This is a genomic window from Streptomyces sp. LUP47B (assembly GCF_001746295.1).
Taxonomy (GTDB): Bacteria; Actinomycetota; Actinomycetes; order Streptomycetales; family Streptomycetaceae; genus Streptomyces.
The window spans coordinates 1,249,991-1,276,566 of record NZ_MJAH01000001.1 but is presented as its reverse complement, the minus strand read 5'-3'; the positions used below and the strand labels follow the sequence as shown (position 1 = coordinate 1,276,566).

The window sequence follows — 26,576 nt, the reverse complement described above, 5'->3', positions numbered from 1 at the left end:
TTCGGGGTGCTCGCGGTCGTGGCTCATCACGCGGACTTCCTGATCTCCAGCAGGTCCGGCACCGGCGAGAGATCCTCCAGAAGCTGCCCGGTGGCCCCGTTCAGCCGCGCCCGCGCGGTCGCCTCGAGACGATCGACCGGGGTCCAACTCCCGCTGTGGTGCGCGGAGTCGAGGAGCTTCTGCAGCCGGGCGAGGTCCGCGTCGACGGTGGGGAGCAGGTGCGGAGCACGAGAGGTCAGCAACGGCCGCAGTACGGTGAGGAGTTCGCGGGTGCCGGTGATGTTGGCGTCGGCGGTGGCGAGTTCGGTGCCGCTGCCCTGGTCGGCGTCGCCGGTCAGTTCGAACTGGAGGGTGTTCTCCAGGATCTCGTGGGCGCGTAGGGGCAGGTCGCCGGGGTCGAAGTCCTGGGTGGGGAAGGCTTTGCGCAGCCCGGCGGCGTCGGCGGCGAGTTGCTGGGCGGGCGCGGTCAGTTCGCTCGCGCTCTGACCGTGCCAGAGGCCGTACTCGATCCGGCGGAAGCCTGTGAAGTCCTTGTCGTGCACTCCGCCGGGAAGCCCGTCGGGCCGTCCGTCGATCTTCTGGTCGTAGGCCTCGAACGTGCCGTAGGCGGCACCGAGCGAGGCGTAGGTGCGCTGCGCGGTCAGCCAGTCGGCGCGGGCCGCACCGAGACGGCCGGCCGTGACGTCGTCGCTGAGCCGGTGAGCCTGGGTGACGAGGGCGGCCAGACCGTGGTCGACGTATGCCTTGTACGACTTGAGGGGCGCGGCGAGGTCCTGGGCGGAGACGGGCACGATGGCCGTCGTTCCACCGCCACCCGTGACCCGGACCGCGCGGGAGGTGACCGCCTTGCCGCTGCCGGCCACACAGCGCCAGGCGTACGTGCCGCCCGCGACGGTCGCCACCAGGTCACGCGTGGTGCCGGGAGCGAGGCCCTCGACCTCTCCGTAGACTGCGCCGGTGCCCGGGTCGACGAGGTACACCTCAGAGGTTCTGTCGCCGGTGTTGCGCATCCGGAAGGTCTGCCGCCCGGCCTTCGGCGCGGTGAAGCCCTTGCCGCAGTCCGTCTCCGACACGGCCACGGTCTGGGCACCGGCGGGCCGGGAACCACCGAGGGCGACAACTGCTCCCGCCAGTACGGCGGGTGCGGCGACGACCGCGACGGGGGCCACCCAGGCGGGGCGACGGCGGGCGGATGGCATACCGGCGGGCTTCGTCCGCGGTGCCTTCGTCTGCGGTGCCTTCGGGGCGGGGTCCGCCGGCCGGGTCGACGCGCCGCGCAGGAAGAGCGTCATCACGACGGCGAGATAGCCGGCGTACCCGGCCACCTGCAGCCAGGTCATGGTCGGCGTCAGGTTGAACACGCCCTGCACCAGGGTGCTGTACCAGGCCCCCGCGTCCACGCTGCCGCCGAGATCGACGGCGTACGACGTCCCGCCGGGCAGCACTCTGCCCTCCTGGAGGTCGCGCAGCCCGTACCCGAGCACGCCGGCCGCGATCACGATCAGGACGGCGCCGGTGGCGGTGAAGAACTTCGTCAGGTTGATGTGCAGGACACGGCGGTACAGCCCCCAGCACAGGCCCGCCGCGAGGACCAGGCCGATCCCGGCGCCGGTCAGCGGGCCCGCGGACTCGCCGGCCGCGCGGGCCGTGGTCCACAGGAACAGCGCGGTCTCCAGGCCCTCGCGGCCCACCGCCAGGAACGAGGTGACGATCAGCATGCCCGCGCCCATGCCCAGCGCTCCGGTGACCTTCTCCCGGATCTCGCTGGAGAAGGTGCGCGCCGAGCGGCGCATCCAGAACACCATCGCGGTGACGAACCCGACGGCCACCACGCTCAGCGCGCCGCCGAACGCCTCCTGGGCGGTGGCGGACAGGGACGCGGCGGTGAAGGTCAGCACCGCGCCGAAACTCAGCGCGAGGGAAATCGCGGCCAGGACGCCCGTCCACACCTGCGGCAGCCGGGACCGGGCACCGGAGCGCACCAACGTGGCGATGAGAACGGAGACGATGAGCCCGGCCTCGAGACCCTCCCTCAGCCCGATGAGAAAGCTCGGAAACGCGTCGTCCCACATGGCCGCGGCTACCCTTCCTGACAGTTGACCTCGGCCGCCGTCGTCGCTGGTTAGCGAAGGCACGCCTTACCTACGCCGACCATCATGCGTGCGGGTCTGCCGCTGTCCGGTCATGGATCAGCAGTTATCCGGTCATGTCCGCGCAATGGGGCAGCAAAGATCGCTGGCAGCGCGAGTTCAGGCGGCGCGATGCCGAACTCAATGCCGCGCGCCGCCTGCCGAACCCGTGGTGACCGGGCGGGGAGTCAGGCTGCCAGCGGATTGGCGCCGGCCGCGGCCAGGAGGTACCAGGCGGTGGCGCCGGTGTGCCGGTAGGGGTAGTAGCCGAACCCGAAGCCGGTGTCGAGCGGGCTGCTCGCCGAGACGACCCCGGCGCGGGCGGGGAGGGCCGTGCCGCCGATGGTCTGGGCAGTGCCGAGGAGGCCCTGGGCGCGTTCGATCGAGGTGAGGAGGCGGCGGGCGCGCTTCTCGTCGCCGGGGTGTCCCCGGTGGCGCAGGGCGAGCGCGAGGTGGGCGGTGCCCTCGAACCAGACGCCGTTGCGGTCCGGCCGGGGCTGGCCGTCGGCGATGGGGGCACCCTCGTTCGCCAGCAGGCTCGCGGAACTGAAGGTGACGCCCTCGTAGGACTGACCGGAGGGGACCGTGCTGTTGGGGCGGTCGGCCGTGTCCAGCGCGGCCAGCTCGCTCGCGGCCCAGTCGAGGGAGCGGGAGTGGGCCGGGGAGGCCAGGGCGAGGTGGGTCCAGGTCTGGGTGTCCTCCGGGATCGGGGACTTGTTGATCGTCACACCGTCGTTGCTGCCCGTGTAGAAGAAGCCCCCCGACGGCTCCCACATCTTCTCGACGAACGCTCCGGCCCGCGCACGGCGCTCCCGCCAGACCTTGTCCCCGGTCAGCTTGGCGAGCCGCCCGAACAGGCCGACCAGGTCGGTGTTGTGCTCGGTCGAGGTGAACGGCAGTCTCTGGTTCGCCCCGTCGACACCGAACTTGTAGCCGCCGAGCGGTTCGTCGGTACGTCCCACCCGCTCGATCCACTCGCCGATCCGCACCGCGCCGGTGAGGAAGCGCCGTTCACCGGTGCGCCCGGCGAGCGCGCCGAGCGCGATACCGGCCCAGGCCATGTCGCCCACGGCGGTCCCGGTGAAGCCGAACTGCGTACCGACGTTGGCCGTGCCGTCCGCCTTGACGAACCCGTCCGGCTGCGGGGAGCCGTCGTAGAAGGTGTACGGCCCGACGTTGTACGCCTGCCGCAGTCGGCCGTCGTCGTACGCCGGGTCGTGGGCCTGGGCGTACAGCAGCGCGTCACCGAGGGCCACGGCCCGCGACTCGCCCGCGGGGCAGGCGAGTTGGGCCAGGATCGCGAGGGCGTTGTCGTACGTGAACGCCGTGCTGAACAGTCCCGCCTGGTCCGTGTAGCTCTGGGTGAGCCGGATCGTGCCGTGGTCCGGGTAGGCGTCCATGGCGGCGGCGAGGAAAGCCTGCGCACGCCGTGGCGCGGAGGCCGCGGAGGGGTTCTGCGCGGCGCGGGCCGTGCCGGTGCCGGCCGCGGCGAGGACCGCGACACCGAGACCTGTCCCGATGAGCGTACGGCGGCTGAGGGGTGGGCGGGGGCGGCCTGTCATGGGTCTCCTCGGGAGGTACGAGCGAGCCGTGAGAGCGCTCTCACAGTGGCGGGATCATTCTGCTGTCGGTCCAGGGGTGGGTCAACGCTTGTGATCCGAACAGCAGTTGGCGCCTGGAAGAAGCGACGATCGCGCGAGGGGACGCGATCAGGGGTCGATCAGCAGACGGCGCCGTCCGACCGTGCGCGGGCGCCGGACCGCTGCGGAGACGGCTCCATGACAGCTGCCGTCGCGCTGCCCCAGCCCCGGCGGACCGGGCCGGACCGCACCGCGCCGGACGGGGCCGAGACGGCGACTGCCCGTGCGGGTCGCTTACCCGCCAGGGCTGCACGTCGACGGCGGACGCCTGCGCGAGGAGGGCGAGTTCCCGCGGCTGACGTACGGGGCTGCGGGTGCGTACCGGGTCGGGTCGGTGTGCTCTTCCGCCGGAGTCGGACGCGGGCGGGTGCCGACATTCGGCGCACCGTCACGCCGGAGGCCGTAGGGGTCGGCCTGCCGTGGGCGATGAGGCAGGCGGCCGGGTGCTGCGTCAGCCGAGGTGGCTGCGGTGGTGGCGGGGAGCGGCGGGGTGCGGAGCCGAGGGAGGTGTGACGGGTCGGGGTGGGCGGGGCCGAGGGAGGTGTGAGGGGTCGGGGTGGCGGTGGGGGCCGGTCCAGCGGGTTGCGTCGGCGAGGCGTTGCTCCAGCGGGTCGCGGCGTTGGCCGGGCGTCGGCCTGGCTGGTTGCGGTCCACCTCGGGCACACCGGCACTCAGAGCCGTCGGATTCCCGGGAGCGCGGGTCGCTGCGGCGTCGGCTCTTCGTCCCAGCTCTGCGACCCCGGCCCCCAGACCCGTGGCTCGGCGGCCCCTGGTACTCCGCCAGCGCCCCGCACGCCGACCTCGTACTCCCTGGCCCGTGGCTCGAAGGGGCCCCGGCTACTCCGCGAGCGCCTTGCACGCCAGTCCGGTACCTCCTGGCCCCTGGCTGGACGGCCCGGGTACTCCGCCAGCACCTCGCACGCCGACCTCGTACTCCCTGACCCCTGGCTCGACGGGGCCCCGGGTACTTCGCCAGCGCCCCGCACGCCGACCCCGTACCCCGTCGTCCCCTGGCCCCTGGCTCGACGGCCCCCGGTAGTCCGCGAGCGCCTTGCACCCCGGCCTCATACCCCTTGACCCCTGGCTCGACGGGGCCCCCGGGTACTCCGCCAGCCCCCCCCGCACGCCGACCCCGTACCCCCCGACCCCTGGCTCGACGGGCCCCGGGCATTCCGCCAGTGCCCCGCACGCCGGCCCAGTACCCCCCGACCCCACACCCGCCCACCCCCTCCGCCACCCCCGTTGATCCCCCCGCCCCCGGGGTACCCGAACGCCATGAGCACCCCCTTCCCGCCCCATGCGCTGCACGACTACGCGCTGCTGGCCGACGGAGAGCGCGGGGCGCTCATCGGGCCCGATGGCGCCATCGGGTGGCTGTGTGCGCCCACCTGGCACGACGAGGCCGTGTTCAGCGATCTGGTCGGGGGGCGGGGCGTGTACGCCGTCACTCCCACCGGCCGGTACGTCGTCGGCGGGTACTACGAAGAGGGCACGCTCATCTGGCGCAGCCGCTGGGTCACCGACGACGGAATCGTCGAGTGCCGTGAGGCGCTGGCCTTCCCCGGCGACCCGGACCGGCTCGTCCTGCTGCGGCAGCTGCACGCGGTCGACGGGCCCGCCCGCCTCTCCTTGGTCCTCGACCCGCACAGCGGGTTCGGCACAGCACCGGTCGAGTCCGTCCGCCGTAGCGATGACGGAGTGTGGGAGCTGCGCACCGGCAGCCACCGTTTGCGCTGGCAGGGCGCCCCACAGGCCGTCGCCGGGGAGCGGGGCCTCACCGCCGACATCGAGCTGAAGCCCGGCGAGCGACATGAATTGGTCCTGGAGTGCGCCGTATCCCCGCTGCCGGCCGACCTTCCGAAGCCGGAGCAGGCCTGGGCGGCGACCGAGGCGGCCTGGCACGAGACGGTCCCCGCGCTCGACGGCACCGTCGCACCCCGCGACGCGCGGCGGGCGTACGCCGTCCTGCGCGGCCTCACCACGCAGGGCGGGGGCATGGTCGCGGCGGCCACGACCAGCCTGCCCGAGCGCGCCGAGGAGGGCCGCAACTACGACTACCGGTACGTGTGGATCCGCGACCAGAGCTACGCCGGACAGGCCGCTGCCGCCGCAGGAGCCCACGACCTCCTCGACGCCGCCGTCGGCTTCGTCACCGCACGCCTGCACGCGGACGGCCCCCGCCTGGTGCCCGCCTACACCGTGCACGGCGACCCGGTCCCCGCCCAGCGCGAACTCGACCTGCCCGGCTACCCCGGCGGCTTCGACCGCGTCGGCAACCAGGTCGGCGAGCAGTTCCAGCTCGACTGTTTCGGCGAGGCCCTGCTGCTGCTCGCGGCCGCCGAACGCCACGGGCGGCTCCACGAGGAGCACTGGAAGGCCGTCGAGATCTCCGTGCGGGCCATCGCCGACCGGTGGCGCCAACCGGACGCGGGGATCTGGGAGTTGAGCGACCGGCTCTGGACCCACAGCAGGCTCATCTGCGTCGCCGGTCTACGTGCCGTGGCCGCCGCAGCGCCCCACCGTCCACTCGCCGACACGTGCACCGCCCTGGCCGACACCGTCCTGGGTGCCGTCGAGCGGACCTGCCTCCACCCCGACGGCCACTGGCAGCGCACCCCCGACGACCCGTCGCTGGACGCCGCCCTGCTGCTGCCCGGCGTGCGCGGCGCCCTGCCCGCCACCGACCCGCGCACCCGTGCCACCCTCGCCGCATGCCGTCGCGAACTGGCCGACGACCACTTCCTCTACCGCTTCCGCCACGACGAGCGCCCTCTGGAAGAGGCCGAGGGCGCGTTCCTGCTGTGCGGTTTCGTCATGGCACTCGCCGAACACCAGCAGGGCCGGACCGTCGAGGCGTTCCGCTGGTTCGAACGCAACCGCGGCGCCTGCGGCGCGTCCGGCCTGTACGCCGAGGAGTTCGACATCGCCCAGCGCCAGCTGCGCGGCAACCTCCCGCAGGCCTTCGTCCACGCAGTGCTGCTGGAGGCGGCCGCCCGGCTCGGTGAGTGAGTGAGCCGGGCGGCCGCCTCCAGCCGTTCCAGGGTGGTTCTGGCCGATGAGGGACGTGGGGGACGATTGCCCCGATCAGGCTCGATGTGAAGGGCCGACCGCGCGAGACGGCCGTAGAGGTCAGCTGCCCCCCGGCCCGCCACTGCCGAACGAGCCGCTGCTGCCCTCGTTCCAACGGGGCCGTCCTCCTGCCGGGCCTGTCCGGGTCGGACTGTTGCCGTGGCCCGGAAGCTCGTGGGGGGTCAGCCGGGTGTCGCTCCTGGGTACCTCGTCGGGCTCCCGGTTCTCCCTGACCTCGCGGACCGGCCCGCCCTCCGGCAGCCTCGGCTGTTCCTCGGGCGTGGGCGGCGGCGACTCGCGGCGCTTGACGCGGATACCCAGCCAGAAGGCGCCGATCAGCACGGCCACGACCACGACACCCGCCGCGATCACTCCGGCCGCGAGAGCGCCCCGGCCCGCGGCCATGTCCATCCATTCGGTGTTCAGGGCTTGGTTCATGCCACGCGAGTACCCCTGGCGTCCGGGGCGAACCGACTCGTCCTCCGGACGGAGGAAACCCCGGGAACACCGGGTTTGGCGGCTCGGACCGCGGCTACCCGCCCGGTGTGACGACTTCGACTTCCCAGCAGGAGCTCTTCCGGTTCCTGGAGGACCGCTTCGCGTGCGCCCAGGCGTGCACCGAGTGCGCGCGGGCCTGTGCGCTGCGTGCGAGCCTGGTCGATCCGGACGGGACCGAGGAGCAGGAACTACTCCGACGCAAGGGCATCATGTGTGCCGAGGTGTGCGACGCCACCTGCCGTGTGCTGTCCGAGGACAACCATCTCGACGAGGCCGGCATCCGTGTCCAGCTGGAATGGTGCCGGTCGGTCTGCCTGGAGTGCGCGCAGGTCCTCGACCGGCATGCCGGCGCCGAGGACGCGGCCAAGGCGTGCCGTGAGTGCGCCCAGGCGTGCACGGACTTCATGGCGACCCTCGTCTGAAAGAGGCTCTTCCGCGCCCCGGGCGCTCGCTCCGCGCCCGACGGACCCCTCCTGGCCGTTCCCAATTTCTGGAACACGTTCTACGGTGTGCGCCGTCAGGACCGGTTCAGGGGAGCCTGGAGGGCGCCGTGCATCTCGACCACACACCCGAGCAGCAACGGCTGCGCATCGAACTGCGCACCTACTTCGCCGAGCTGGTCCCGGACAACGCGCACGCCCGCTTCACCGACCGCGAGGCCCAGAAGCGCTTCTACCGTGACACCATCCGGCGCCTCGGATCGGACGGCTGGCTCGGCGTCGGCTGGCCCAAGGAGTACGGCGGCCGCGGCCTGACCGCCATGGAACAGTTCATCTTCTTCGACGAGGCCGCCCAGGCCGGCGTACCGCTGCCGCTGATGGCCCTGAACACCGTCGGGCCGACGATCATGCGGTACGGCACCGAGGAGCAGAAGTCCTGGTTCCTGCCGCGCATCCTGTCCGGGGAGATCGACTTCGCGATCGGCTACAGCGAGCCCGGCGCGGGCACCGACCTGGCCTCCCTGAAGACGCGCGCGGTGCGGGACGGCGACGAGTACGTCGTCAACGGGCACAAGATCTGGACCACCAACGGCGACACCGCCGACTGGGTCTGGCTCGCCGTGCGCACCGACCCGGACGCCCCGCCGCACAAGGGCATCACCATGCTCCTGATGCCGACCACCGACCCCGGCTACTCCTGCACGCTCATCAACACCCTCGCCTCGCACGACACCACGGCCAGCTACTACGAGAACGTCCGCGTCCCCGTGACGCACCGGGTCGGCGAGGAGAACCAGGGCTGGCGGCTGATCACCAACCAGCTCAACCACGAGCGGGTCACCCTCGCCGCCCACGGCACCATGGCGATCCGCGCCCTGCAGAACGTGCAGCGCTGGGCCATGGAGACCAAGCTCGCCGACGGCCGCCGGGTGATCGACCTGCCGTGGGTGCGCCGCCGCCTCGCCCAGACCCACACCCGCCTCGACGCGCTCAAGCTCCTCAACTGGCGGATGGTGGGCGCCGTGGAGGACGGCACCCTCACCCCGCAGGACGCCTCCGCGGTCAAGGTCTACGGCTCCGAGGCGCGCCGGGACGCCTACGCGTGGCTCATGGAGATCGTCGCGGCGGCCGGCGCACTGAAGGAGGGCTCCGCGGGTGCCGCCCTCCACGGCGAGCTGGAACGGGGCTACCGCTCGGCGGTGATCTTCACCTTCGGTGGCGGCAACAACGAGATCCAGCGGGAGATCATCTCGTGGATCGGTCTGGGGATGCCGCGGGTGCGCCGGTAGCTCGCTGTGACGAGGATTTATAGTTGGCACAAAAGATGGATAGTTGGCATCAAGATCGGTGTCATTTCTCAGAGGTGACGACGCATCACTTCGATGCACGTGGCTCGGGCCGCGTTCGATCGGTCCCGGGAGTACGGGACTCCGAGGTTCAAGCCGCTGTCGGTGCTGATCGGTGGCTGCTGCCAGGCGAGGCTCATCTGCGCGCCGGCCTCCGCTCGCGCCGTGGCCACGAGGGTTGCGTAGGGGCCCGCGACGGTTGTGGCCTCGATCTGGAGCCATGCCTGGTGGAAGGCCATTCGTGCCAGCAAACTGCTGATCTCGTCGGTGCGGACGCCGCTACCTCTCGCTCGCAGCCATCGAAGCCTTCGCCCGTACTGCCGGCATCGCACCGGGGATCGTCGTCGGGCTGCTCCAGCACGACCGGGTCTATGACTGGGGTCAAGGCAACGGCCTCAAGCGGAAGGTCACGCTCGGCTGACAGCGGCCACCGTGTCGTCAGTCCTTGAGATCAAGGGCGTGGTCATTTGTTTCCATTGTCCAGTGCAGGTCTCCCGTCTCCTGAGTGATTGCCCAAGCGGCCAGCAGTCCCTTGGTCACCAACTGGTCGAGCAGCAGGGGAAGTATCACGACCTCGGATCCGAACTCGCGCGCCATCAGGTCCGCTTCCGCGGATCCGTGGTCATTTTCTCTCGTGATGCGGGTGGCCAGAGACAGGGCGGCAAGCTGCTGGAGAGGCGTGGGGTCGGCTCGGACCTGGGACGCGGTGCGCAGGGCCCAGTCAGCTGCCTGAAGTCGATCGGGCCGAGCCGGGTGTTGTGCGAGCAAGCCCGCGTCGAGAATCTGAACCCTCACTCCCTGACAGGCGGGCGGAGCTGTCTGCAACCAGCGTGCCTGGCGGAGTTCGTCCCAAGAGGCCGCGGCCGGTGCAAGTCGAAGACCGCGCAAGACACCGAAGGGCAACGTGACCTGAGCCGCGTCGTTCATGCGCAACGCGCACTGGAGGGCGATCAGCCGGGCGGCGGCTCCCGTTTCGGCCGGTAGAGCGGTGGCGAGGTAGTTGAGCATCTCGCGTGCCCGGGTTCGGCTGTCGGGTCCTTTGGGGTGGCGCCGTTTCCGGCTGGAATTGGCGCGTCCGCACGGTGATGCCCTGGTGGCCAGGATTGTCTCGGGAACCACGGCTGCGTGAGACGTGGCCGCAGCGCAAGCTGTGCATGCGTCGGCGAGTCGCCAGATTCGACCGCCGGGCTTGCGCGTGAGCAAGAGCCGGATGGGGCCGTGGCATCCCCGATGGCGGGGATGCCACTCGCAACCGCGTTCATGGCATTGGCACGTCCGAAGATGTGGCGGCACGCGATCCCAGCGGGCGTGCGATGCGAGGTGGGCCAGGAGCTCGGCTCGGGCCGAGGGGCCGTTGACTGGTCGGTTGTTGTGGGCGCAATGTCGGCACACGAGGACTGGGCCGCCAGGCTGTGGGCGCAGTTCCACTGTCCAGGTGCGCCGCACTCTGGGGTGGGCGAAGTGGAGCCTCATGGCGCGTGCGTTCCTCCTGTTGTTTCCGCGCTGGCCCCCGTCGGGCTGGGGTCGACCGCACACGGTAGTGCAGAGCTCTGCCCTCGCTGAGCCACTGACGGGGAGAAATAGGGCAGAGGTCTGCACTGACAGGGCAGGTGTCTGCACCGTCGGATGGTCGGGTGACGATCTTGCCGCCCGACCCGGACTTCGACGCTCTGCGTCTGGAGCTCGCTCGGCTGCGCGCGGCGCGGAGATGGACGTACGACGAGCTGGCCGACCGGAGCGGCTTGGCCAGAAGGACTCTCATCGAGATCGAGCAAGGTCGCACGATCGGCACCCTCAAGACGTGGCACGCCCTCGCTCACGCTCTCAGCACTCCGCTCGACGAACTCTTCGGTGCCCTCTGTCGCGGGCACGAACCCCCTCAGCGGACGAGCGACTGACAGGCTGTCTAAACCTGCGTACCAACCACCCGATCAGTGGGCCCAGGGTGAACGTTTGATCGGGAATCGAATGCGGGTTGGTACGGATGGGGCCGTTCGGTGGACTCCATCGGCCTGGACGGCGCGCGTACGGCGTGTTGCCTGGCACCTTCACGTGCATGCGCCCCTCATCTACACACCGACACTGGGACGGCAGGCCCGTTCGGGCCCACCAGCGACGGTCATTGCTTGTCGAGCCCGACAGCCCCACCCGGCTTCTGCGCTGTGCTCAGCGCGACCGTTGCCGTGAGTGCGGCAACCCTGTCGAGTGGTACCACCGAGTTTGTGACCGCCCAGTCCGCCTGCATCCACGGGAGCTGTCGGCGGCCGAGGTGCCCGCCGACTACCGCTGGCACGTCAGCTCCGGCCTTGCACATCCCGCCGGGGACGGCAGCGCCTGGTGCCGACTGGCCCACGCCGTTGTCTGCCCTGCTCGTGATGGCGCCTCCGTCACCACCCCCGCGCTGACCGGGCTACGGCGGGTGCTGGCGGTGAACACGCGCCGTCTGACCGACGCCGGCGCCTTCAAATTGACTGTGGCCTCGGACCGTTCGGCGGAGCAGAAGGACGCCTGTCGACCCGCCAGGCCCATCGTTCAGATCCTCTACGTCCGCTACCTCGCGGCACGCCCCGTGAACGAGATCCAGTGTGTCGCCCAGACACGGCATCGTGATCGCTGCACCCGCACCATGCTCGCTCCGAACGGTCCCAGGGGCACCTGGACCTTGGTTCCTGCGACAACCACGCGAGGCCAACTGGCGCTTCCTGCTGAGGTGATGGCTCTGTACGACCTCTCCTCCCTGCCGTACGCAGAGCAGTTGCGCTGGCGCACGCAGCGCTGCCCTCAGCATGCCGCCGCCCGAGCCGCAGCGGACCTCGCACTGACCGACTGGGAGCCCTTCGACCCACTCGTCCACCACGCCTACGTGAACCCTCGACTCCCCACCCACGGTTGTCGGCCACGCCCTGACGGCGATGCGCGGAACGCGGTCCGGCGATGAGGCGGCAACATGCTGTCGAGGTCATCGTGACCAGGTCCGCTACCCACCGCGAACTTCACCGGGCCTGCCGTGTGGTGCCGCTCGCAGCGAACGCCGACCGCACCCGGCTGATGACAACGCGCCGCGCCAAGTCTCCTGGCCAGGCTCTGCGGTCGCTTCGCCGCGAGCTCGATCGACTCCTGCCCGTCGACGTGCTGACGACCCACTACTCCGACCGGTCGGGCCGGGTACTGCTCAACCTTGTCCTTCCTCGTGCCACATGCTCGGTGGTCCGCCGGGACGCAGCAGCCCAGGGGCAGAAACCCGGAGACTTCCTCGCCCGAGCCGTCGTAGCGGCCCTCGAACGGGACGAGAGGAACCGCTCTTGGCAACTGGCTGCCCAGTTCGAGAGCCTCCTCGTCCACCACGCCCCCGAAGACGTCCTGACATGTGCGGCCCGCGCCGTGCCGCACCGCCGGCACCCAGGGCACACCTCTCACTCGACTCATTAGCCCCTCTCCTCTGCGGAGCCTCCGTTGCACACGCCCACAGACGAACAGGCACACGCCGTTGACGCCTTCCGCGACGGTCACCACCTTGTCCTCCAAGCCGGTGCCGGCACCGGCAAGACCGGCACGCTGTGCCTGCTCGCCGCGAGTACCGGACGCCGTGGCCGGTACCTCGCCTTCAACAAGGACATCGCCAACGACGCCGCAAACCGCTTCCCCCGTTCCGTACTGTGCAGGACCGCGCACGCGACGGCCTATGCCGCCCTCGGCCACCGCTTCGCTCGCCGTCTCAGCAGCCCCCGCCAGCCCGCATGGCGGATCGGACAGGCCCTCGGCATTAGGTCGCCGGTCCGCATCGGCGATCACGAGATCAGTTGCAGGACGTTGTCCCACACTGTGCTGCGTACGGTCACCCGTTTCTGTCAGTCCGCAGACAGGACTCTTGCACCCCACCACGTACCGGTCCTGCGTAGGCTCGGAGCCCCGGACGAGCGCGCCCAACTCGTCGACGTGGTCATGCCGTACGTCGGGAAAGCCTGGACAGATCTGCAGAACCCCGAGGGAGGCGTGGTTCGCTTCGAGCATGACAACTACCTGAAGATGTGGGCTCTGACCGGGCCGAAGATCGAGGCCGACTTTCTCCTCCTCGACGAAGCCCAGGACACCAACCCCGTCCTTGAACAGATCTTCACCGCTCAACGCGACCACGCCCAGCTGGTGATGGTCGGCGACTCAGCCCAGGCCATCTACGGGTGGCGCGGTGCCCGGGACGTGATGACCGGCTTCGACGCCACCCACCTCACCTTGACCCGTTCCTTCCGATTCGGCCCTCTCCTTGCCGATCAGGCAAATCGCTGGCTCGCGTTCACCGACACGCCGATCCGGCTGACCGGTACCGAAGCTATTCCCACGGAAGTCGGCCTGGTCACCTGCCCGGACGCAGTGCTGTGCCGGACCAACATCGGCGCCGTGACAGAAGTCATGAGGCAGTTGGACGCTGGACGCCAGGTGGCTCTGACACGGGGCGGACAGACACTCGTCGCACTGGCGAAGGCCGCCCGAGATCTCAAAGACGGCGGTCGCACCTCCCACCCTGAACTGGTTCTCTTCGCCTCCTGGGGCGAGTTGCAGGACTACGCGGAGTACGATCCCGCTGGCCGCGATCTCCAGCCGTTCGTGGAACTCGTCGACACTCACGGCCCCGAAGCCATCATCGCCGCCGTCGACGCGCTGACCGACGAGTCCAAGGCCGAGGTCACGGTCTCCACCGCCCACACGGCCAAAGGCCGGGAATGGACCCAGGTCAGAATCGCCGACGACTTTCCCCCGCCACCGGACAGTGACCGGCAGGACCACAGAGGTCGCCCGATCCCGGAACCCGTGAGCGATACGGACGCGCGCCTCGCCTATGTCGCCGTCACTCGTGCTCGCCGCCGACTGGACCTCGGAGGGCTCGCATGGATCGAGAACCAACAAGGTGCCGACGATGGCCGGTGACGAGCCGAGGAACAGGGCTGCACGCGCTTGCCAGAGCCGCACGTACTTGCCAGAATCTCCCCGGAGAACGGACCTGTCAGGGCAGCACGTGCATGGCCAGGACGGAACCGTCCGCGTGCATCGAGACGGGGCCGCTCCACTCCTCGTCCCTGGGGCCCGAGGCCGCCAGTGAGCGGCTGGATGTCGCGCCGGCTCCCGGGCCCGGTCCTCCTTCCGATGGCCTATGGGTCGAGCGGTACCTCGTTGAGCTCGCAGGCGCTGTGGCGTGTCACCCGGGTCTACCGCGCGCCTCATCACCGCAGCGACATGATCCAGATCGCTCAGGCCTTGACCGGGAGGCCAGGGCACGATCTGTTCACGAGTTCCGTGCAAGGTTTCGCTCAAGCCCCCAGGCACCCGCAGTAGCTACACGATTCGTGGGACAGCACAGACCGTGCTGACGGGGCAAAGCACGGCCGCGGCACATGTCTGACGTGCCACGGCCATGGGAATGACGCGGGCCGACGGACAAGGAAAGCGTCACGATGGCCTTGCCGGCTTCCTCAGCCGTTCGTTGCGGCCTTCACCCGGCGCAGTCGGACCGCCATGTACTCACGACCGGGAAGAGTGATCTTGGTCCGCCCCTCGGCCAATCCGGGCTGGGTTTCCACGGTCATGTTCCAGGTGTCGATGAGGTCCACCTCCCACTGCGTGCCCGGGGGCAGCTGGAGCCAGCGGAAGGTGGAGCAGCCGTTGCCGAAGTAGATGATGCGATGGTCGTCGTCTCCGCCGCACACCATGTCCCAGCTGGAGGGCAGAGCTTCGATGCGGCCGCTGGGGATTTCGGCGGTGATGCGGGCGAGGAAGCCGATGCGTTCGGCGGACTCACCGTGCAGGGTTCCGCCCTTGGACCACCAGAGGATCTCTTCGTCGTTGTAGTAGGTCTCGCCGTGGTTGACGTAGCCGCCGCGGATGGCGCCTTCCCAGCAGCGGCGCACAAGTTCACGGGCGCTGAGGTTGCCCCAGCCTGCGTCGATGTCGCCTTCGTAGCCGCATTCGTCGATGACGATGGGCTTGCCGTAGGTCTCCCGCCACTCGGTGGTGTTCTCCGCGGTCCGGTAGGTGTCGACGCGCTGGATGCTGCAGTGCGTGATCCAGGGCCGTGTGTGGTCGTAGAACGTGACCCCGTTGTGGATGCTGGTGAGGTGGCCGGCGTGGTCTTCCCGTCCGATCACCTGGGCAACGCGCTCCCAGTCCTCTTCGGTCTTGTGGGGCAGGAAGTCGTACTCGTTGGCCAGGGACCACCACACGTTGCGGTGCGCGGCCAGTCGCCGCACGACGTACGTGACGAACAGGTCGTCCGCCCAGGCGGGCATGGCGGAAAAGCCCCACCGGTCGTAGCAGTGGAAGAGGATCACGTCCGCTTCCACGCCGATGCGTGCGAGCTGCTCGACGCTGTGGTCCAGGTGCTGGAAGAACGCGACGTCGAACCGGGCGAAGTCGAAGGATCCGTCGTCGTTGCGGACGTAGGGGAAGAGCGGCGGTTCATCGGCGTTGAAGAAGTACGACTTAGGAAAGACACACATGCGGATCTTGGTGAAGGGTGCCTCTTCCAGCGTCCGGAGTGTGGCTGCTTGCAGCTGAGGAGTCTGGTGGGCCCAGGCGTATGCGGTCGTGCCGAGAGGCAGGTAGGGGGTGCCGTCCTGGTAGGCGAAGTGGTACGTGCCGGCCACGTGGACCGGACCCCGGTTGCCTGCCGAGGATGCGGACACCTGAAGTGACCCGGTCAGGCCGTCCAGTGAGCGGGCATTCGAGCGGGTCTCGAACGTCCAACGGCCGGGGTGGGGCGGCTGGAAGCGGATGCGGTAGGTTCCCGCACCGTCGTAGAAGCCGCCGACACGTACCTCGGGTGCTTCGGCGTGCCGGAAGACGGCGTCGAGTTCGACGTCGATGAAGGGGTTGCCGTGGTCCGGGCCCCGCAGGACGACCTCGGCGACGCCCCATTGCTCGGTGTCGCTGACCTCGCTGATAGTCGCCGATGCCCGGAGGGCTTCAGGGGAGTCGTAGTCCGGTACGGGGCGCGTGGGAGCTGGCTGGACCTTACGCAGCGGAGGGTCCGAGGGCAGGGAGGCCAGGTCTTGCCACAGCGCGTCCATCGCTGCGGGGGTCTCGCCAAGCGGTGGGTTGTGACCCAGCATCGCGCCCAGCGGGATGAAGGGCAGCACGGTGAAGTCGGGCATGTCGAGGATGCCGGGAAGGTGCCGCTCGAGAACGGCCGCAGCCTCCTTGGAGGCTTTGAAATCAGTCAGGGGGGTGTGGGGGCCGAAAGGCATCGCATTCTCCTGCGGGTGGGCCGAGGTGCGATCCAGGCTGGCTGGACGCGTGATGGACGGGGTGGACGAGGTGGCCGGGGTCGCCGAGGGACGTAGTAGGCGGATGCGCTGCATCCGTTTGTCGTCGACCGACGATGACGGTCGCGGCCGTGAAAAGAGCAGACCGAGCGGCGCGGGGCGGGCCGGATGGCGTCTGGCCGCGCGGTGAAATACCGGTCGGATCTGCGGCTCAGCCCCAGCGGCGGTGCGGATGACGGATGGGGTGAGACCGGCCTTGAGGTGGTGTGGGAGTGCCTGGCTGAGGGTCAGTCGCTCAGCAGGTTCCGTGCCACCTCGAAGTCGGTGATCAGAACGTTGATCCATCCGCCTTGCACCGCGCCGCGGATCGCAGGGGTCTTGGCCGTGCCGCCGGCCACGCCGATACGGCGCTCCACGGCACGCAGCTCATCGGGCCCGATACCGATGAGACGGTCGTTGAAGGGGGCGTCGACAGGATGGCCGTCGGCATCGAAGTAGCGGGTGCACACATCGCCCACCGCGCCGAGTTTTTTCAGCTGTTGCTGGTCCTCGGTGGTGATGGCGTTGCCCGAGCTGCGCAGCAAAGGTGACGGATCGAGGCCGCCGATGCCCAAAAGAGCGAGCGTGAGGCGCGACCACGCCTGTATCACCTCGTTCATGGCGGGCTCCTGTGACAGCAGGTCGCGCAGTTCACGGCTTCCGACCAGCGCCGCGGACGGCGCGAAGACCGGTCGGGCTCCGGTCAGTTCAGCCAGGCGGCTGGTCAGACGGGTGGCGTGGAGTTGCACTTCGGGGCTGCCCGAGCCGCCAACCATCTGTACGACTTCGTGAGCCACGGACGAGGTCTTCGCCCGCATCACCTTCACCGCTTCCAACAGCGTCGCGCTCCAGGAAGAGACACCGATGACGTCCCCGCCCTTGAGCGTGGCATCGAGGTAGGTGGCGGTCGCCGCAGCGAGTGCGGGGATGACGTCGATCCCCGCGCCCTCCACTTCCACCACGATGGCATCGCGCAGGCCGAACTTCGCGACGAGGGCTTCCTCGAGCTCGGCATGCACGCCCTCGGGGGAGACGACCACGGTGCGCACCACGCCACGGTCGGCGGCTTCCTTGAGCAGTCGCGAGACGCGGGGCTGCGACATGTTCAGGTGCGCTGCGATCTCGGGTTGGCGCACTCCGCGTTCGTGGTACATGCGGGCCACTTTCACCAGTAGCCGCAGGTGGTCAGGACCGGGAGCTGACGGCGCTGTCGCCACTGTTGTTCCCTCCTCGGTTCCCCTGACTGTCGCCGTGCGACACCCTATCGTCGTGCTGATGGTGCGATCGCTGGCTGCGGTTGCGGTACATGCTGTCCTGTCGTACTTGTGCGGAAAGGGCGAGTCTGTGGACCTTCTGTCACCGCAGGGTGCGAGCCGCCGCAAGGTGCCGGTGCCAGCGTGCGACCGCGCCGCTGCGCCGTAGCTCGTCCCAGCCGGGGCGGAAGACCTGAAGGCCGCTGTCGGCCCGTTTCTCCAGATCAGCCTGCGTCCACAGACCGAGTTGGACTCCGGCGAGATGGGCGCATCCTGCGGCGGACAGCTCGTGGTCCCGGGTGCGGGCCACGGTGAAGTCTCCGAGGTCGGCCTGCAACTGCATCAGCGTGTCACTGCGGCTGAGGCCACCGTCGGCAACGACCTGCTGCAGACCGGGCAGGACGGAGAGGACGTCGCCTACCTGGAAGGCAACCGACTCCAGAGCCGCGCGAGCCAGCTGGGCGCGACCGGTGCCGAGGGTGAACCCGGCGAGGACGGGCACGGCCTCAGGGTCGAACCATGGGGCACCGATGCCGCCGAACGCCGGCACCAGAGTGATCTCCTCCGCGTCCGCGTCGGCCGCGAGGCGGATGAGATCGTCCGGTTCTGCGCCAAGGAGGTCAGCGAGCCAGGTCAGGGTCCGCCCGGCTGAGTGGATGTTGGCCTCGTGTGCGTAAGTCGGCCGACCGGTGGACCAGGCGATGGTGCCGCACACGCCGTCCTGCGGTGCAGGCGAGTCCGCCACGGTCATGACCGACGAGCCGGTGCCGTAAGTGACCTTGACTATCCCCGGCCGCCAGCCGGCGTGCGCGAACAAGGCGGCGTGGGAGTCACCCATCACCGCCAGCACCGGGGTGCCGTCAGCCAGCGGCTCCAGGCCGCGCACCGTTGCGAACTCGCCGGTGGAGGCGACGATCCGGCTCAGCGCCGCCCGCGGGACGCCGAACAACTCAAGCAGCTCGTCGTCCCAGTCCGCGGTGGCGAGGCTGAGCAGCTGGGTGCGGGAGGCATTGCCGACCTCGGTGACCAGTTCACCGGTCAGCATGTGCAGCAGGTAGGCGTCCACCGTGCCCAGGCGCAGCTCGCCGGCCCGGCTGCGGGCCCGGGAGGGGTCGTGCCGGTCCAGGAGGTCCGCCATCTTCAGTGCGGAGAACATCGGGTCCAGCGGCAGGCCCGTGAGCCGACGGATCTCCGGCCCCATGCCCGCCTTGATGAGGTGCGCCGCACGTTCGGCCCCACGCCGGTCCTGCCAGCTGACCACAGGCGCGACGGCCCTGCCCGTGGCGCTCTCCCACAGGACGACCGACTCACGCTGCGTGCTCAGTGCCACACCGGCGACACCGCGCGGGTCAGTGTCCTTCATGCATACGGCGACGGCCGTGTGCACACTGTCCAGCAGCGCCGCGGCGTCCTGCTCCACCAGGCCAGGCCCCGGGTGGAACTGACGCAAGGGGGCATGCGCCCGGGAGACGATGTCGCCGGCGGCGTCCAGAAGCAGGGCCTTGGTCGAGCTCGTGCCCTGGTCGATGGCGAGAACGTGCGGCTTCATCAGGCCCGCCCCAGCACGGCACGCGCGGCGCCGGCGATGCCGTCGGCGGTCAGCCCGAAGTGCTCCAGCAGGAAGGCGGCGCTGCCCGTCGGGGCGAAGGCCGGCACACCCAACATGCGCACCGCCACAGGATGATTCTCTGCCACGACCTTGGCCACGGCTGCCCCCAGACCGCCGGAGAGCAGTCCCTCCTCCGCGGTGACGATGGCGCCGGTCTCCCGCGCCGCGGCCACCACCGCGTCCGCGTCGAGCGGCTCGACGAAGGTCATGTTGAGCACACGGGCGGAGATGCCATCACGGCCCAGGGCCGCGGCGGCGTCCAGCGCGCGCGAGACCATCGTGCCGATCGCAATGAGGGTGACGTCACTGCCCTCTGTCAGACGCACGGCCCGGCCGGCTTCGAAGGGGGCGTCGTCGGGGGTGACGGCGGGCACTTTGAACCGGGGCACGCGGATGTACGTCGGCTTGCCCGAGGCTGCGGCCCAGCGCACCGCGCTGCGCATCTGTGACGGATCCGCCGGCACGATGATCTCCAGGCCGGGAATCGCGCGCATCCAGGAGAGGTCCTCGATGGAGTGGTGGGTGGGACCGAGCTCGCCGTAGGCCATGCCGGGACTCTGGCCGCACAGCACGACGTGGCGGTGGGTGTAGGCGACGTCGGCCTTGATCTGTTCCATGGCGCGGCCGGTGAGGAAGGGGGCCGCGGCGGAGGTGAAGGGGATGAACCCGGCGTTGGCGAGGCCGGCCGCCACGCCGACCATGTCCTGCTCGGCGATACCGACGTTGATCAGCCGGTCGGGGAACTCATCGCGGAACTTCACCAAGTTGCTGGAGCCCACTGAGTCGTTGCAAACGGCCACGATCCGCTCGTCGGCGCGGGCCAGCGTGATCAGTTCGTCGGCGAAGTCCGTACGGCAGTCAAAAGTGGCAGCCTGCTGCGTCAGGGTGCTCATCGGGTCAGCTCCTCTAGCGCCAGACGTACCTGTTCGTCGGTGGGCACCTTGTGGTGCCACTCGACGCGGTCCTCCATGAACGACACTCCCTTGCCCTTGACGGTATTGGCGATCACCGCAACCGGACGGCCGGTGGTCGACGGCGCATACGCTTCCTTGATCGCCTGATGGTCGTGTCCGTCAATGACCCGCACCTCGAAGCCGAAGCTCTCCCACTTCGCGTCGAGCGGATCCAAGGCCGTGGTGTCCTCCGTGCGAGCGCCCTGCTGCAGGCGGTTGCGGTCAACGACGGCCGTCAGGTTCGACAGGCGGTAGTGGGCGGCGGTCATCGCGGCCTCCCAGTTGCTGCCCTCCTGCATCTCACCGTCGCCGAGCACCACAATCGTCCGCCACGCCTCACCGCGCAGCCGCGCGCCGAGGGCGATACCGGCGGCCACCGGGAATCCGTGCCCGAGGGGGCCGCTGTTGGTCTCCACTCCGGGCACCTTCAGTCGGGCAGGGTGGCCGTTGAGCGGAGACAGCGGTGCCATGAACTCGGAGAGCCGTGCCCGGGGGAAAAACCCGCAGGAGGCCAGCGTGGAGTACAGGGCGGCGGCGCAGTGGCCCTTGCTGAGCACGAACCGGTCACGCTGAGGGTGGCCGGGGTCGGCGGGGTGCATGCGCAGGGTGCCCCACAGCGCCGTGACCAGCAAGTCGGTGACAGACAGGTCACCGCCCACGTGGCCCATGCCGGCCGACTGGATGGTGGTGAGGATGTCGCGTCGGACGGCGGTCGCGATCCCCTTCAGCTCCGCGGCGGCCTCGGCGGGTGAGGACGCGCGCAGCAGGGCACTGCGCTGCTGGTAAACGTGGGCAGCGTGGTCATCGACCTGCAGCGGCGCTGCAGGCTCCAGGACGGTGGTCATTCGGATTCGCTTTCTGCGAGGGCGCGGAACAGCGCCCGCTTGGCGATGCGCTGCGCCCTCAGGGCGTCCTGGGCGGACTGGGCGGCCGCGAGTTCTTCCCGGTCGAGGTAGGCGAGGGCCTGGTGGAAGGCGCGCATGGTGCGGATGCCGGTGCGGGCGGCTTCGACGGGGTCCTCACGGAACGGGAACTGGTCGAGCTGCCACACCCCCTGCCAGCCGGCGTCGTGCAGGGCGAAGAAGAACTCGAAGGTCTCCAGCAGGTGGACCGAGCCGACGACCATGTCGTCGTCCCAGCCGCGGAAGTTGTCGTTGACGTCGATGGCGAACAGCCTGTCGCGGGCGATCGCCATGCGGGCGGCCTCGGCCGGGGTCTCCCCGCCGTACAGGGAGTGGCCGAAGTCCAGCAGGACGCCGACGTTGTCGACCCCCATGTCCTCGATGGCGAGCAGGGTGCGCGCCACGGACGAGAACACCATCCGGTTGCGCGGCTCGCGCGGCTTGTACTCGATGGCGAACTTCAGGTCTGGGAAGGACTGCGCCAGCTCCCGCAGCGCGTCCACCGACTTCGTCCACAGGTCGGTGTAGTCGGCCTGGAAGGGATAGTCGTAGCCGTCCTGTCCGGGCCAGATCTTGACGTAGTCGACGCCGAGTTCGCGGCCGACCTCGGCCGAGGCCGCGACCAGGTCGATGGCCTGTCGGCGCACGCCGGGGTCGGGGTTGGTGAACCCGCCCTTGGCGAACTTGCCGGTGTAGAACTCCGGCGTCACGGCGATCGCCCGCAGGTTCTGCTCGGCCAGCGCGTCACGCACCGCGGCCGTGCTGATGCCGCCCGGCGGGAAAGGCCAGTTCAGGTCGAGGACCGACAGGTCGCCCACCTCGCCGGCCAGCTTGATCGCGTCGAGGATGGTGCGCGGCTCGCCGTATCCGTCCGTCGCGTAGCGGTCGACGTAGGTGGCGAAGTGCCACACACCGGCACCGAAGACCGGCTCCCCCTCCGACGGCTCCTGAATGTCTATGCGTGCTTGATTGGGCATGCAGGCCAAGCTACGAACAGGCTTCTGGAGTGTCAACCCCGGCACACCCGGCGTCGCGGCGGCCGGCGAGGCGGCAAAGGCCGCGCCACCTCCATCATTCTGGGGCAAATAACGCAATACACGCCTGATCATCCGGGAGAGTCTGGGGGTCGGCACGCCAACCGTCCGCGCGGGCGGTGCAGGTCGCGCCGCGGCCATAGCCTCCTCTCGAGAGGTCTGCGGGCGTATGCCGACCACAGGAAATGCGCGACCGCCTGTCCTCGGTCCGGACAACATGGCGGTGCAGGGGTGGGTGCTCCGTGCCTGCAGCGGCTCAGGCAGAGCGGCACCGGCCCAGGCTTACGTGGTCGAAGCGAGGGCCGGGGCGTTCTGCGAGGTTGCGCGGACCATCCGTGTCGGGGCCGACGCCGGTGAGCCGGCAACCTCGCACCCGGATTGACGCCGTCTTCACGTGCCGCGCGGGCGTTGCCGCGCAGGTCTGCGGGCGTGGTGTGGCGTGCGGAAGACTGTCGGGGAGGTGAACTTGCTGAGCTGGGGCCGGTCCGGGCCCAGACCGGGCGCGCCTTGATCCATCTCGCACGTCGCAGGGCGGACAGCTCCGGCTGAGGTCTGTTGCTGGAGTGGGTCGCCGCGGGGAGGCCGGTGCTGCGGCTCGGCGTAGGCGGCGGGTCGGGCCTGCTACGTGCTGGTGATGCCCGTGTGATCGATGGTGAGGCGTCGGCAGAGGCTGTCGAGGTAGGTGAGGTGGGCGGTGAGGAAGTCGAAGGTGCCGTCGGAGAGCGCCCACTGGATCTGGTAGCCGTCCGCAACAGCGAGCATCTCGCGGGCGACGGCGCGGCCGTCGGTTCCCGGCATCAGGATGTTGCTCGCCACGCCATGGTCGATGGCCTTGGCGATGATGGCAATGATGCGCTCGTACCGCTCGCGGAAGTAGGCGTGGGCGGGGTGGTCCTCGCTGCCTGCCTCGGCGGCCAGAAGGGCGTACATCTGCATGAGGCCGGGCTGGGTGACGTTGAAGCGTGTCTGTTCGGCGATGAGGCGGAACAGCTCCACCGGGTCGGGCTCGGCGGGATCGAGACGGTGGAAGAACTGCTCGAACGCCTGGGTCTCACGGGTCTCGAGGACCGCACGCAGGAGTTCCTGCTTGCTGCCGAAGTGATGCATCAGGCCGGTGGTGGAGATGCCCACGTCGGCAGCGATCTTCTGCGTGGAGGCGTTGTGGTAGCCCTTGTTCGCGAAGTGAACGATCGCTGTTTCCAGGATGAGCCTGCGCCGCTCGTCCGCGGCGGCGTAGGTGCCGGTGCGGCGGCGAGTGCGCGGCTTCTTGGCCGCTCGGTCGTTGTGAGACGCAGGCGGCTCGGCGACGCTGGACATGGCAATGAGCATACGTGGAGGGCATTGACCGGATGACAGATCCGGTTCACGCAAATGCTCACTGGCCGACTGTTTTTAGCCAGGGCCCCATTCCACCCGTCGGCCGCGCAGACGGCTGTCCGGTGCCCGGGAGGTTCGACAGTCGCGTCAGTCCACCTCCCGCGTTCCTGGAGTGACAGTGACGTCCCGCCCCTGCGCACTACCTCCTTGTCGACCACCTGCAATAGCTGGGTCCGACAGCTGTCGGACCGGGACGGATGGCCAGCCGTGCTGGCCGAGCGCCGGCCGGCGCAACTGCAGGCGTACCTCGCGGGCCGGGAAACGCCGCCGTGGGACGGGGTGGACCTGCTACTGAGGGCCCACGAGCGATTCCGCGACACCGGCGCCGTACTGCGGGGGCGCACCTGATCTTTGTATACGCGCGTCCAGCGGTCCGAGGCCGCCCGACACCAGCCCGCGCCGCCCTCATGGCAGGCCCACGATCAGAACCTGGCAGGCGGGGTGTCACCGCAGCGAGCGCCATCCGCAACTGTCCCCGGAGCCGCGCCGGACAGCGAACGGTTCCTGAGCCGGCCCTGGACCAGTCGGCTCGGGAAGCGTCTCGCGACACGCCGCCGCCACGACCGCGGCGCAGGACGGCCGGTGCCTTACTGGCTGCGCCGGCATTCGGCGCCGCGGCTCCGCCGCTGGACAAGCCGGATCCCGAAGGCGCCCCCTCACAATCGGCGACCCGCATCCACAACTGCTGGCCCAGGCCCGCTCGACCGCTCGGCACCTGCGGGCTCTGCGCGCGGCCGGCGCGAGCGGGCAGGCCCACGCTGTGCTCTGCGACGCCGCTACGTGGCCCCGCGGCTTGCCCGCACTCGCTGCCGCCTGGAGGAGAACGGGCAGGAAGCGGAGATCGAGACGTCGCTGTGGGAGGGGCTTCGTTGCCGGCGAACGACCTCGCCCAGGCTGTCGAGGCTCTGGATGACGGCCGACGCTGGGCGCAGGCCGAGCATCTCGCACGCCTGGCCGCAGGCCGTCCGCCCAAGGGGACATCGCCGAGCTGGCTCGCGCGCTGCTGAAATCCGGCCATCGCGCCCTCGCCGGAGATCTCCTGCATCTCCTGCGGAGAGTGTTGGCGACCCGGCCGCGCCAGGACGCCGTAACCCTGGTGGCAGCCCGCCCCGCGTCCGTGCCCGCAATGCTTGCAGCAGCACAGGCCCTCTCCGACGCACACCGCAGGGACCTGCTCTACGCTCTGCGAGCGGCCGGTATGACCGGAGTGTTCTGAAAAACCGTGTCATGTGGAGAGGGTGGCAGCCCGCTGGGCCGCCCACGTCCGTTTGCAATATCGAATCTTCAACGCAAGGCGAGACCATTCTGGTGTGATCCAGGTCACATCGTTAAAAACCTGTAACGCAAACTGTTTTTAAGTTACGGTGCACGGCACCCGAACACTTCCCGCCACCCCGGTGGCTGGGCGGCCCGTCCAGCACGGCCTGCCGCCCCTGTCCGGAAGGACACGCGATGACGCGTACTCCTGCGGCCTCCCCGCCTCCCGCCCCCGTCGCGGACACGCCGCCAGGCGCCAGCACCCGCCTGGGACCCCGACTGACCATGGTCCTGCTGGCCATGCTGTGGCCCGCCCAGATGCTCACCGTGGCCGGTGTCTTCACCGCCACCTCGCAAGGGGCGATCGCCCAGCACTTCCACACCGCCCAGATCGCCTGGTTCACCACGATCTACGCCCTGGTCGTCGCCCTGGCCACCCCGTTCGTCGCCAAGGCCGGTGACCTGTTCGGCCGCAAGCGGGTCATGATCGCCATCCTCGCCGCGGGCCTGATCGGCGACCTCATCACCGTCCTCGCCCCCTCCTACGAGATCACGCTCGTCGGCCGGGCCGTCGCCGGCCTCTACGGGCCCATCGCAGCCCTGGTCTACGCATCGGCACGCGATGTCTTCCCACCCCGCCACGTCGGCATGGCTACTGGCCTGATCGGCAGCTCCGCCGGCGTCGTGCTGGTGGTGTGCCCACTGGCCGCAGGCTGGCTGCTGGACCACAGCGGCTTCCACGGCGTGCTGTGGGCACTGGCCGCAGGCATCGCGCTCGGTCTGCTGCTGGTGTTGCTGTTCATGCCGAACGTCCCTCCCACCGAACAGCGCGTCCACTTCGACTGGGTCGGCGGCCTGCTCCTGGGCGGCTCAGCCACGGTCCTGGTCTACGCCCTCGGCCAGGGCGGCACCTGGGGCTGGACCGACACCCGGATACTCGGCCTGTTCGCCGCCTGCATCGTCCTCGCCGTGGCCTTCGTACTCGTCGAACGCCGCGTGAGAGAACCCCTGCTGGACGTGCGCATGCTGGCCCGCCCCAGTGTCGCCACCGTCCTCGCCGGTTCGGCGATCGCACAGGGCACCTTCTTCACGGCGGGAACCATGGTGGTCTTCGTCGCGCTCTACCCCGCCATCCCCGGAGTATCCGCCGGGCTGGGCTGGTCGGGCACCCACAACGCCCTCGTCGGAACGCCGGCCGGTCTCCTGGTGATAATCGTCGGTCTCATCGCCGGTGTCCTCACCCGCAAGATCGACCCGCGCCTGCCCTGGCGAGCCGGCCTGCTGATCACCACCGCCGGCCTCATCAGCCAAGGCTTCTTCCACCACAACGAACTCCAGATCATCCTCGCCGGCTGCCTGACCAGCTTCGGAGGCGGACTGGTGCTGTCCTGCGCCGGCATCCTGCTGCTGGGCGCCGTCTCCCACCGCGAGCAGGGCCTGGCCAGCGGCATGGCCATCATGCTCATGAACCTCGCGAACGCCCTGACCACCCAGCTGATGTTCACCGCGCTCAACAACGACCGCCACATCCTCAAGGGCACCGCGTTCTACTCCGACGAAGCCCTCACCAACGCCTACTTCACCCTCGCTGGGTGCATGGCCGTCGCCCTGATTCTCTCCTTCTTCATCCCGCGGGTGCTGCGGCCCGACCAGATCGACACCGGCGCACAGCCGGCCACGGTCTGACCGATGCAGCCGGGTGCGTGAGTCCTGACCCCTCGCGCACCCGGCACACCCGCCACCTGAGCCGGACCACCGTCCGCCGCGTTCGCCACCC

19 protein-coding genes are annotated in these 26,576 nt (G+C 69.8%); 7 read left to right on the top strand and 12 right to left on the bottom strand.

Annotation, left to right across the window (positions count from 1 at the left end; genetic code table 11):
• Positions 1 to 26: 26 nt before the first annotated feature.
• Together efeU and BFN33_RS05655 are read right to left on the bottom strand one after the other, a co-directional pair.
• Positions 27 to 2,072 carry an iron uptake transporter permease EfeU gene (gene efeU / locus BFN33_RS05660; protein WP_069758670.1) on the bottom strand — a complete coding sequence of 682 codons (2,046 nt, stop codon included), beginning with the start codon at positions 2,070 to 2,072 and terminating at the stop codon, positions 27 to 29.
• A 245-nt stretch (positions 2,073 to 2,317) separates the two neighbouring features.
• On the bottom strand, positions 2,318 to 3,691 hold the full coding sequence (locus BFN33_RS05655; protein WP_069758669.1) for a Tat pathway signal sequence domain protein: 1,374 nt from the start codon (positions 3,689 to 3,691) through the stop codon (positions 2,318 to 2,320).
• A gap of 1,353 nt (positions 3,692 to 5,044) precedes the next feature.
• Here BFN33_RS05655 and BFN33_RS05650 point away from each other — a divergent pair.
• Entirely contained in the window at positions 5,045 to 6,778 is a 1,734-nt protein-coding gene (locus BFN33_RS05650; RefSeq protein WP_069758668.1) for a glycoside hydrolase family 15 protein, read from the top strand.
• Between the two features lie 120 nt (positions 6,779 to 6,898).
• Here BFN33_RS05650 and BFN33_RS05645 read toward each other — a convergent pair whose 3' ends face one another.
• Positions 6,899 to 7,276, bottom strand: a complete 378-nt coding sequence (locus BFN33_RS05645; RefSeq protein WP_069758667.1) for a DUF6479 family protein — start codon at positions 7,274 to 7,276, stop codon at positions 6,899 to 6,901.
• Positions 7,277 to 7,383: 107 nt separating this feature from the next.
• On the opposite strand from BFN33_RS05645, the gene BFN33_RS05640 reads away from it, so the two are divergent.
• The gene (locus tag BFN33_RS05640) at positions 7,384 to 7,758 is read left to right on the top strand and encodes a ferredoxin (RefSeq protein WP_059208767.1); all 375 of its coding nucleotides are present in this window, start codon (positions 7,384 to 7,386) and stop codon (positions 7,756 to 7,758) included.
• A gap of 128 nt (positions 7,759 to 7,886) precedes the next feature.
• Positions 7,887 to 9,065 carry an acyl-CoA dehydrogenase family protein gene (locus tag BFN33_RS05635; RefSeq protein WP_069758666.1) on the top strand — a complete coding sequence of 393 codons (1,179 nt, stop codon included), beginning with the start codon at positions 7,887 to 7,889 and terminating at the stop codon, positions 9,063 to 9,065.
• Positions 9,066 to 9,133: 68 nt separating this feature from the next.
• On the opposite strand, the gene BFN33_RS05630 is transcribed toward BFN33_RS05635, so the two are convergent.
• A complete protein-coding gene (locus BFN33_RS05630) occupies positions 9,134 to 9,361 on the bottom strand; it encodes a hypothetical protein (protein WP_256122642.1) in 228 nt (75 codons plus the stop codon).
• A 199-nt stretch (positions 9,362 to 9,560) separates the two neighbouring features.
• Positions 9,561 to 10,130: a hypothetical protein gene (locus tag BFN33_RS54110; RefSeq protein ID WP_242436170.1), complete on the bottom strand. Its 570-nt coding sequence runs from the start codon at positions 10,128 to 10,130 to the stop codon at positions 9,561 to 9,563.
• Between the two features lie 626 nt (positions 10,131 to 10,756).
• Between BFN33_RS54110 and BFN33_RS05620 the strand changes: the two genes are divergently transcribed.
• The 3 genes from BFN33_RS05620 (at position 10,757) to BFN33_RS05615 (ending at position 14,045) form a co-directional block, all read left to right on the top strand.
• Positions 10,757 to 11,020, top strand: coding sequence for a helix-turn-helix transcriptional regulator (locus BFN33_RS05620; RefSeq protein WP_057617642.1), 264 nt, complete (start codon positions 10,757 to 10,759; stop codon positions 11,018 to 11,020).
• 86 nt (positions 11,021 to 11,106) lie between these two features.
• Positions 11,107 to 12,060: a DUF6083 domain-containing protein gene (locus BFN33_RS54105; protein ID WP_347336170.1), complete on the top strand. Its 954-nt coding sequence runs from the start codon at positions 11,107 to 11,109 to the stop codon at positions 12,058 to 12,060.
• Between the two features lie 515 nt (positions 12,061 to 12,575).
• A complete protein-coding gene (locus tag BFN33_RS05615; RefSeq protein WP_069758664.1) occupies positions 12,576 to 14,045 on the top strand; it encodes a UvrD-helicase domain-containing protein in 1,470 nt (489 codons plus the stop codon).
• A 542-nt stretch (positions 14,046 to 14,587) separates the two neighbouring features.
• On the opposite strand, the gene BFN33_RS05605 is transcribed toward BFN33_RS05615, so the two are convergent.
• From BFN33_RS05605 to BFN33_RS05575, 7 genes are all read right to left on the bottom strand, one after another.
• Positions 14,588 to 16,357, bottom strand: a complete 1,770-nt coding sequence (locus tag BFN33_RS05605; protein WP_057617635.1) for a DUF5605 domain-containing protein — start codon at positions 16,355 to 16,357, stop codon at positions 14,588 to 14,590.
• Positions 16,358 to 16,662: 305 nt separating this feature from the next.
• Positions 16,663 to 17,568 carry a sugar-binding transcriptional regulator gene (locus tag BFN33_RS05600; RefSeq protein WP_079077596.1) on the bottom strand — a complete coding sequence of 302 codons (906 nt, stop codon included), beginning with the start codon at positions 17,566 to 17,568 and terminating at the stop codon, positions 16,663 to 16,665.
• 202 nt (positions 17,569 to 17,770) lie between these two features.
• Positions 17,771 to 19,216 (bottom strand): FGGY family carbohydrate kinase, encoded by a 1,446-nt coding sequence (locus BFN33_RS05595; protein WP_069758663.1) that lies wholly within the window; start codon positions 19,214 to 19,216, stop codon positions 17,771 to 17,773.
• The gene (locus BFN33_RS05590) at positions 19,216 to 20,169 is read right to left on the bottom strand and encodes a transketolase family protein (protein WP_069758662.1); all 954 of its coding nucleotides are present in this window, start codon (positions 20,167 to 20,169) and stop codon (positions 19,216 to 19,218) included. The genes BFN33_RS05595 and BFN33_RS05590 overlap by 1 nt, the downstream gene beginning before the upstream one ends.
• Positions 20,166 to 21,074, bottom strand: coding sequence for a transketolase (locus BFN33_RS05585; protein ID WP_079140636.1), 909 nt, complete (start codon positions 21,072 to 21,074; stop codon positions 20,166 to 20,168). Before BFN33_RS05585 ends, BFN33_RS05590 begins: the two co-directional genes overlap by 4 nt.
• Positions 21,071 to 22,108: a TIM barrel protein gene (locus BFN33_RS05580; protein ID WP_069758661.1), complete on the bottom strand. Its 1,038-nt coding sequence runs from the start codon at positions 22,106 to 22,108 to the stop codon at positions 21,071 to 21,073. The genes BFN33_RS05585 and BFN33_RS05580 overlap by 4 nt, the downstream gene beginning before the upstream one ends.
• Positions 22,109 to 22,786: 678 nt before the next feature.
• The gene (locus tag BFN33_RS05575) at positions 22,787 to 23,482 is read right to left on the bottom strand and encodes a TetR/AcrR family transcriptional regulator (protein WP_176742304.1); all 696 of its coding nucleotides are present in this window, start codon (positions 23,480 to 23,482) and stop codon (positions 22,787 to 22,789) included.
• A gap of 1,512 nt (positions 23,483 to 24,994) precedes the next feature.
• Here BFN33_RS05575 and BFN33_RS05570 point away from each other — a divergent pair.
• Positions 24,995 to 26,485: an MFS transporter gene (locus BFN33_RS05570; protein WP_079140630.1), complete on the top strand. Its 1,491-nt coding sequence runs from the start codon at positions 24,995 to 24,997 to the stop codon at positions 26,483 to 26,485.
• The last annotated feature ends 91 nt before the right edge of the window (positions 26,486 to 26,576 follow it).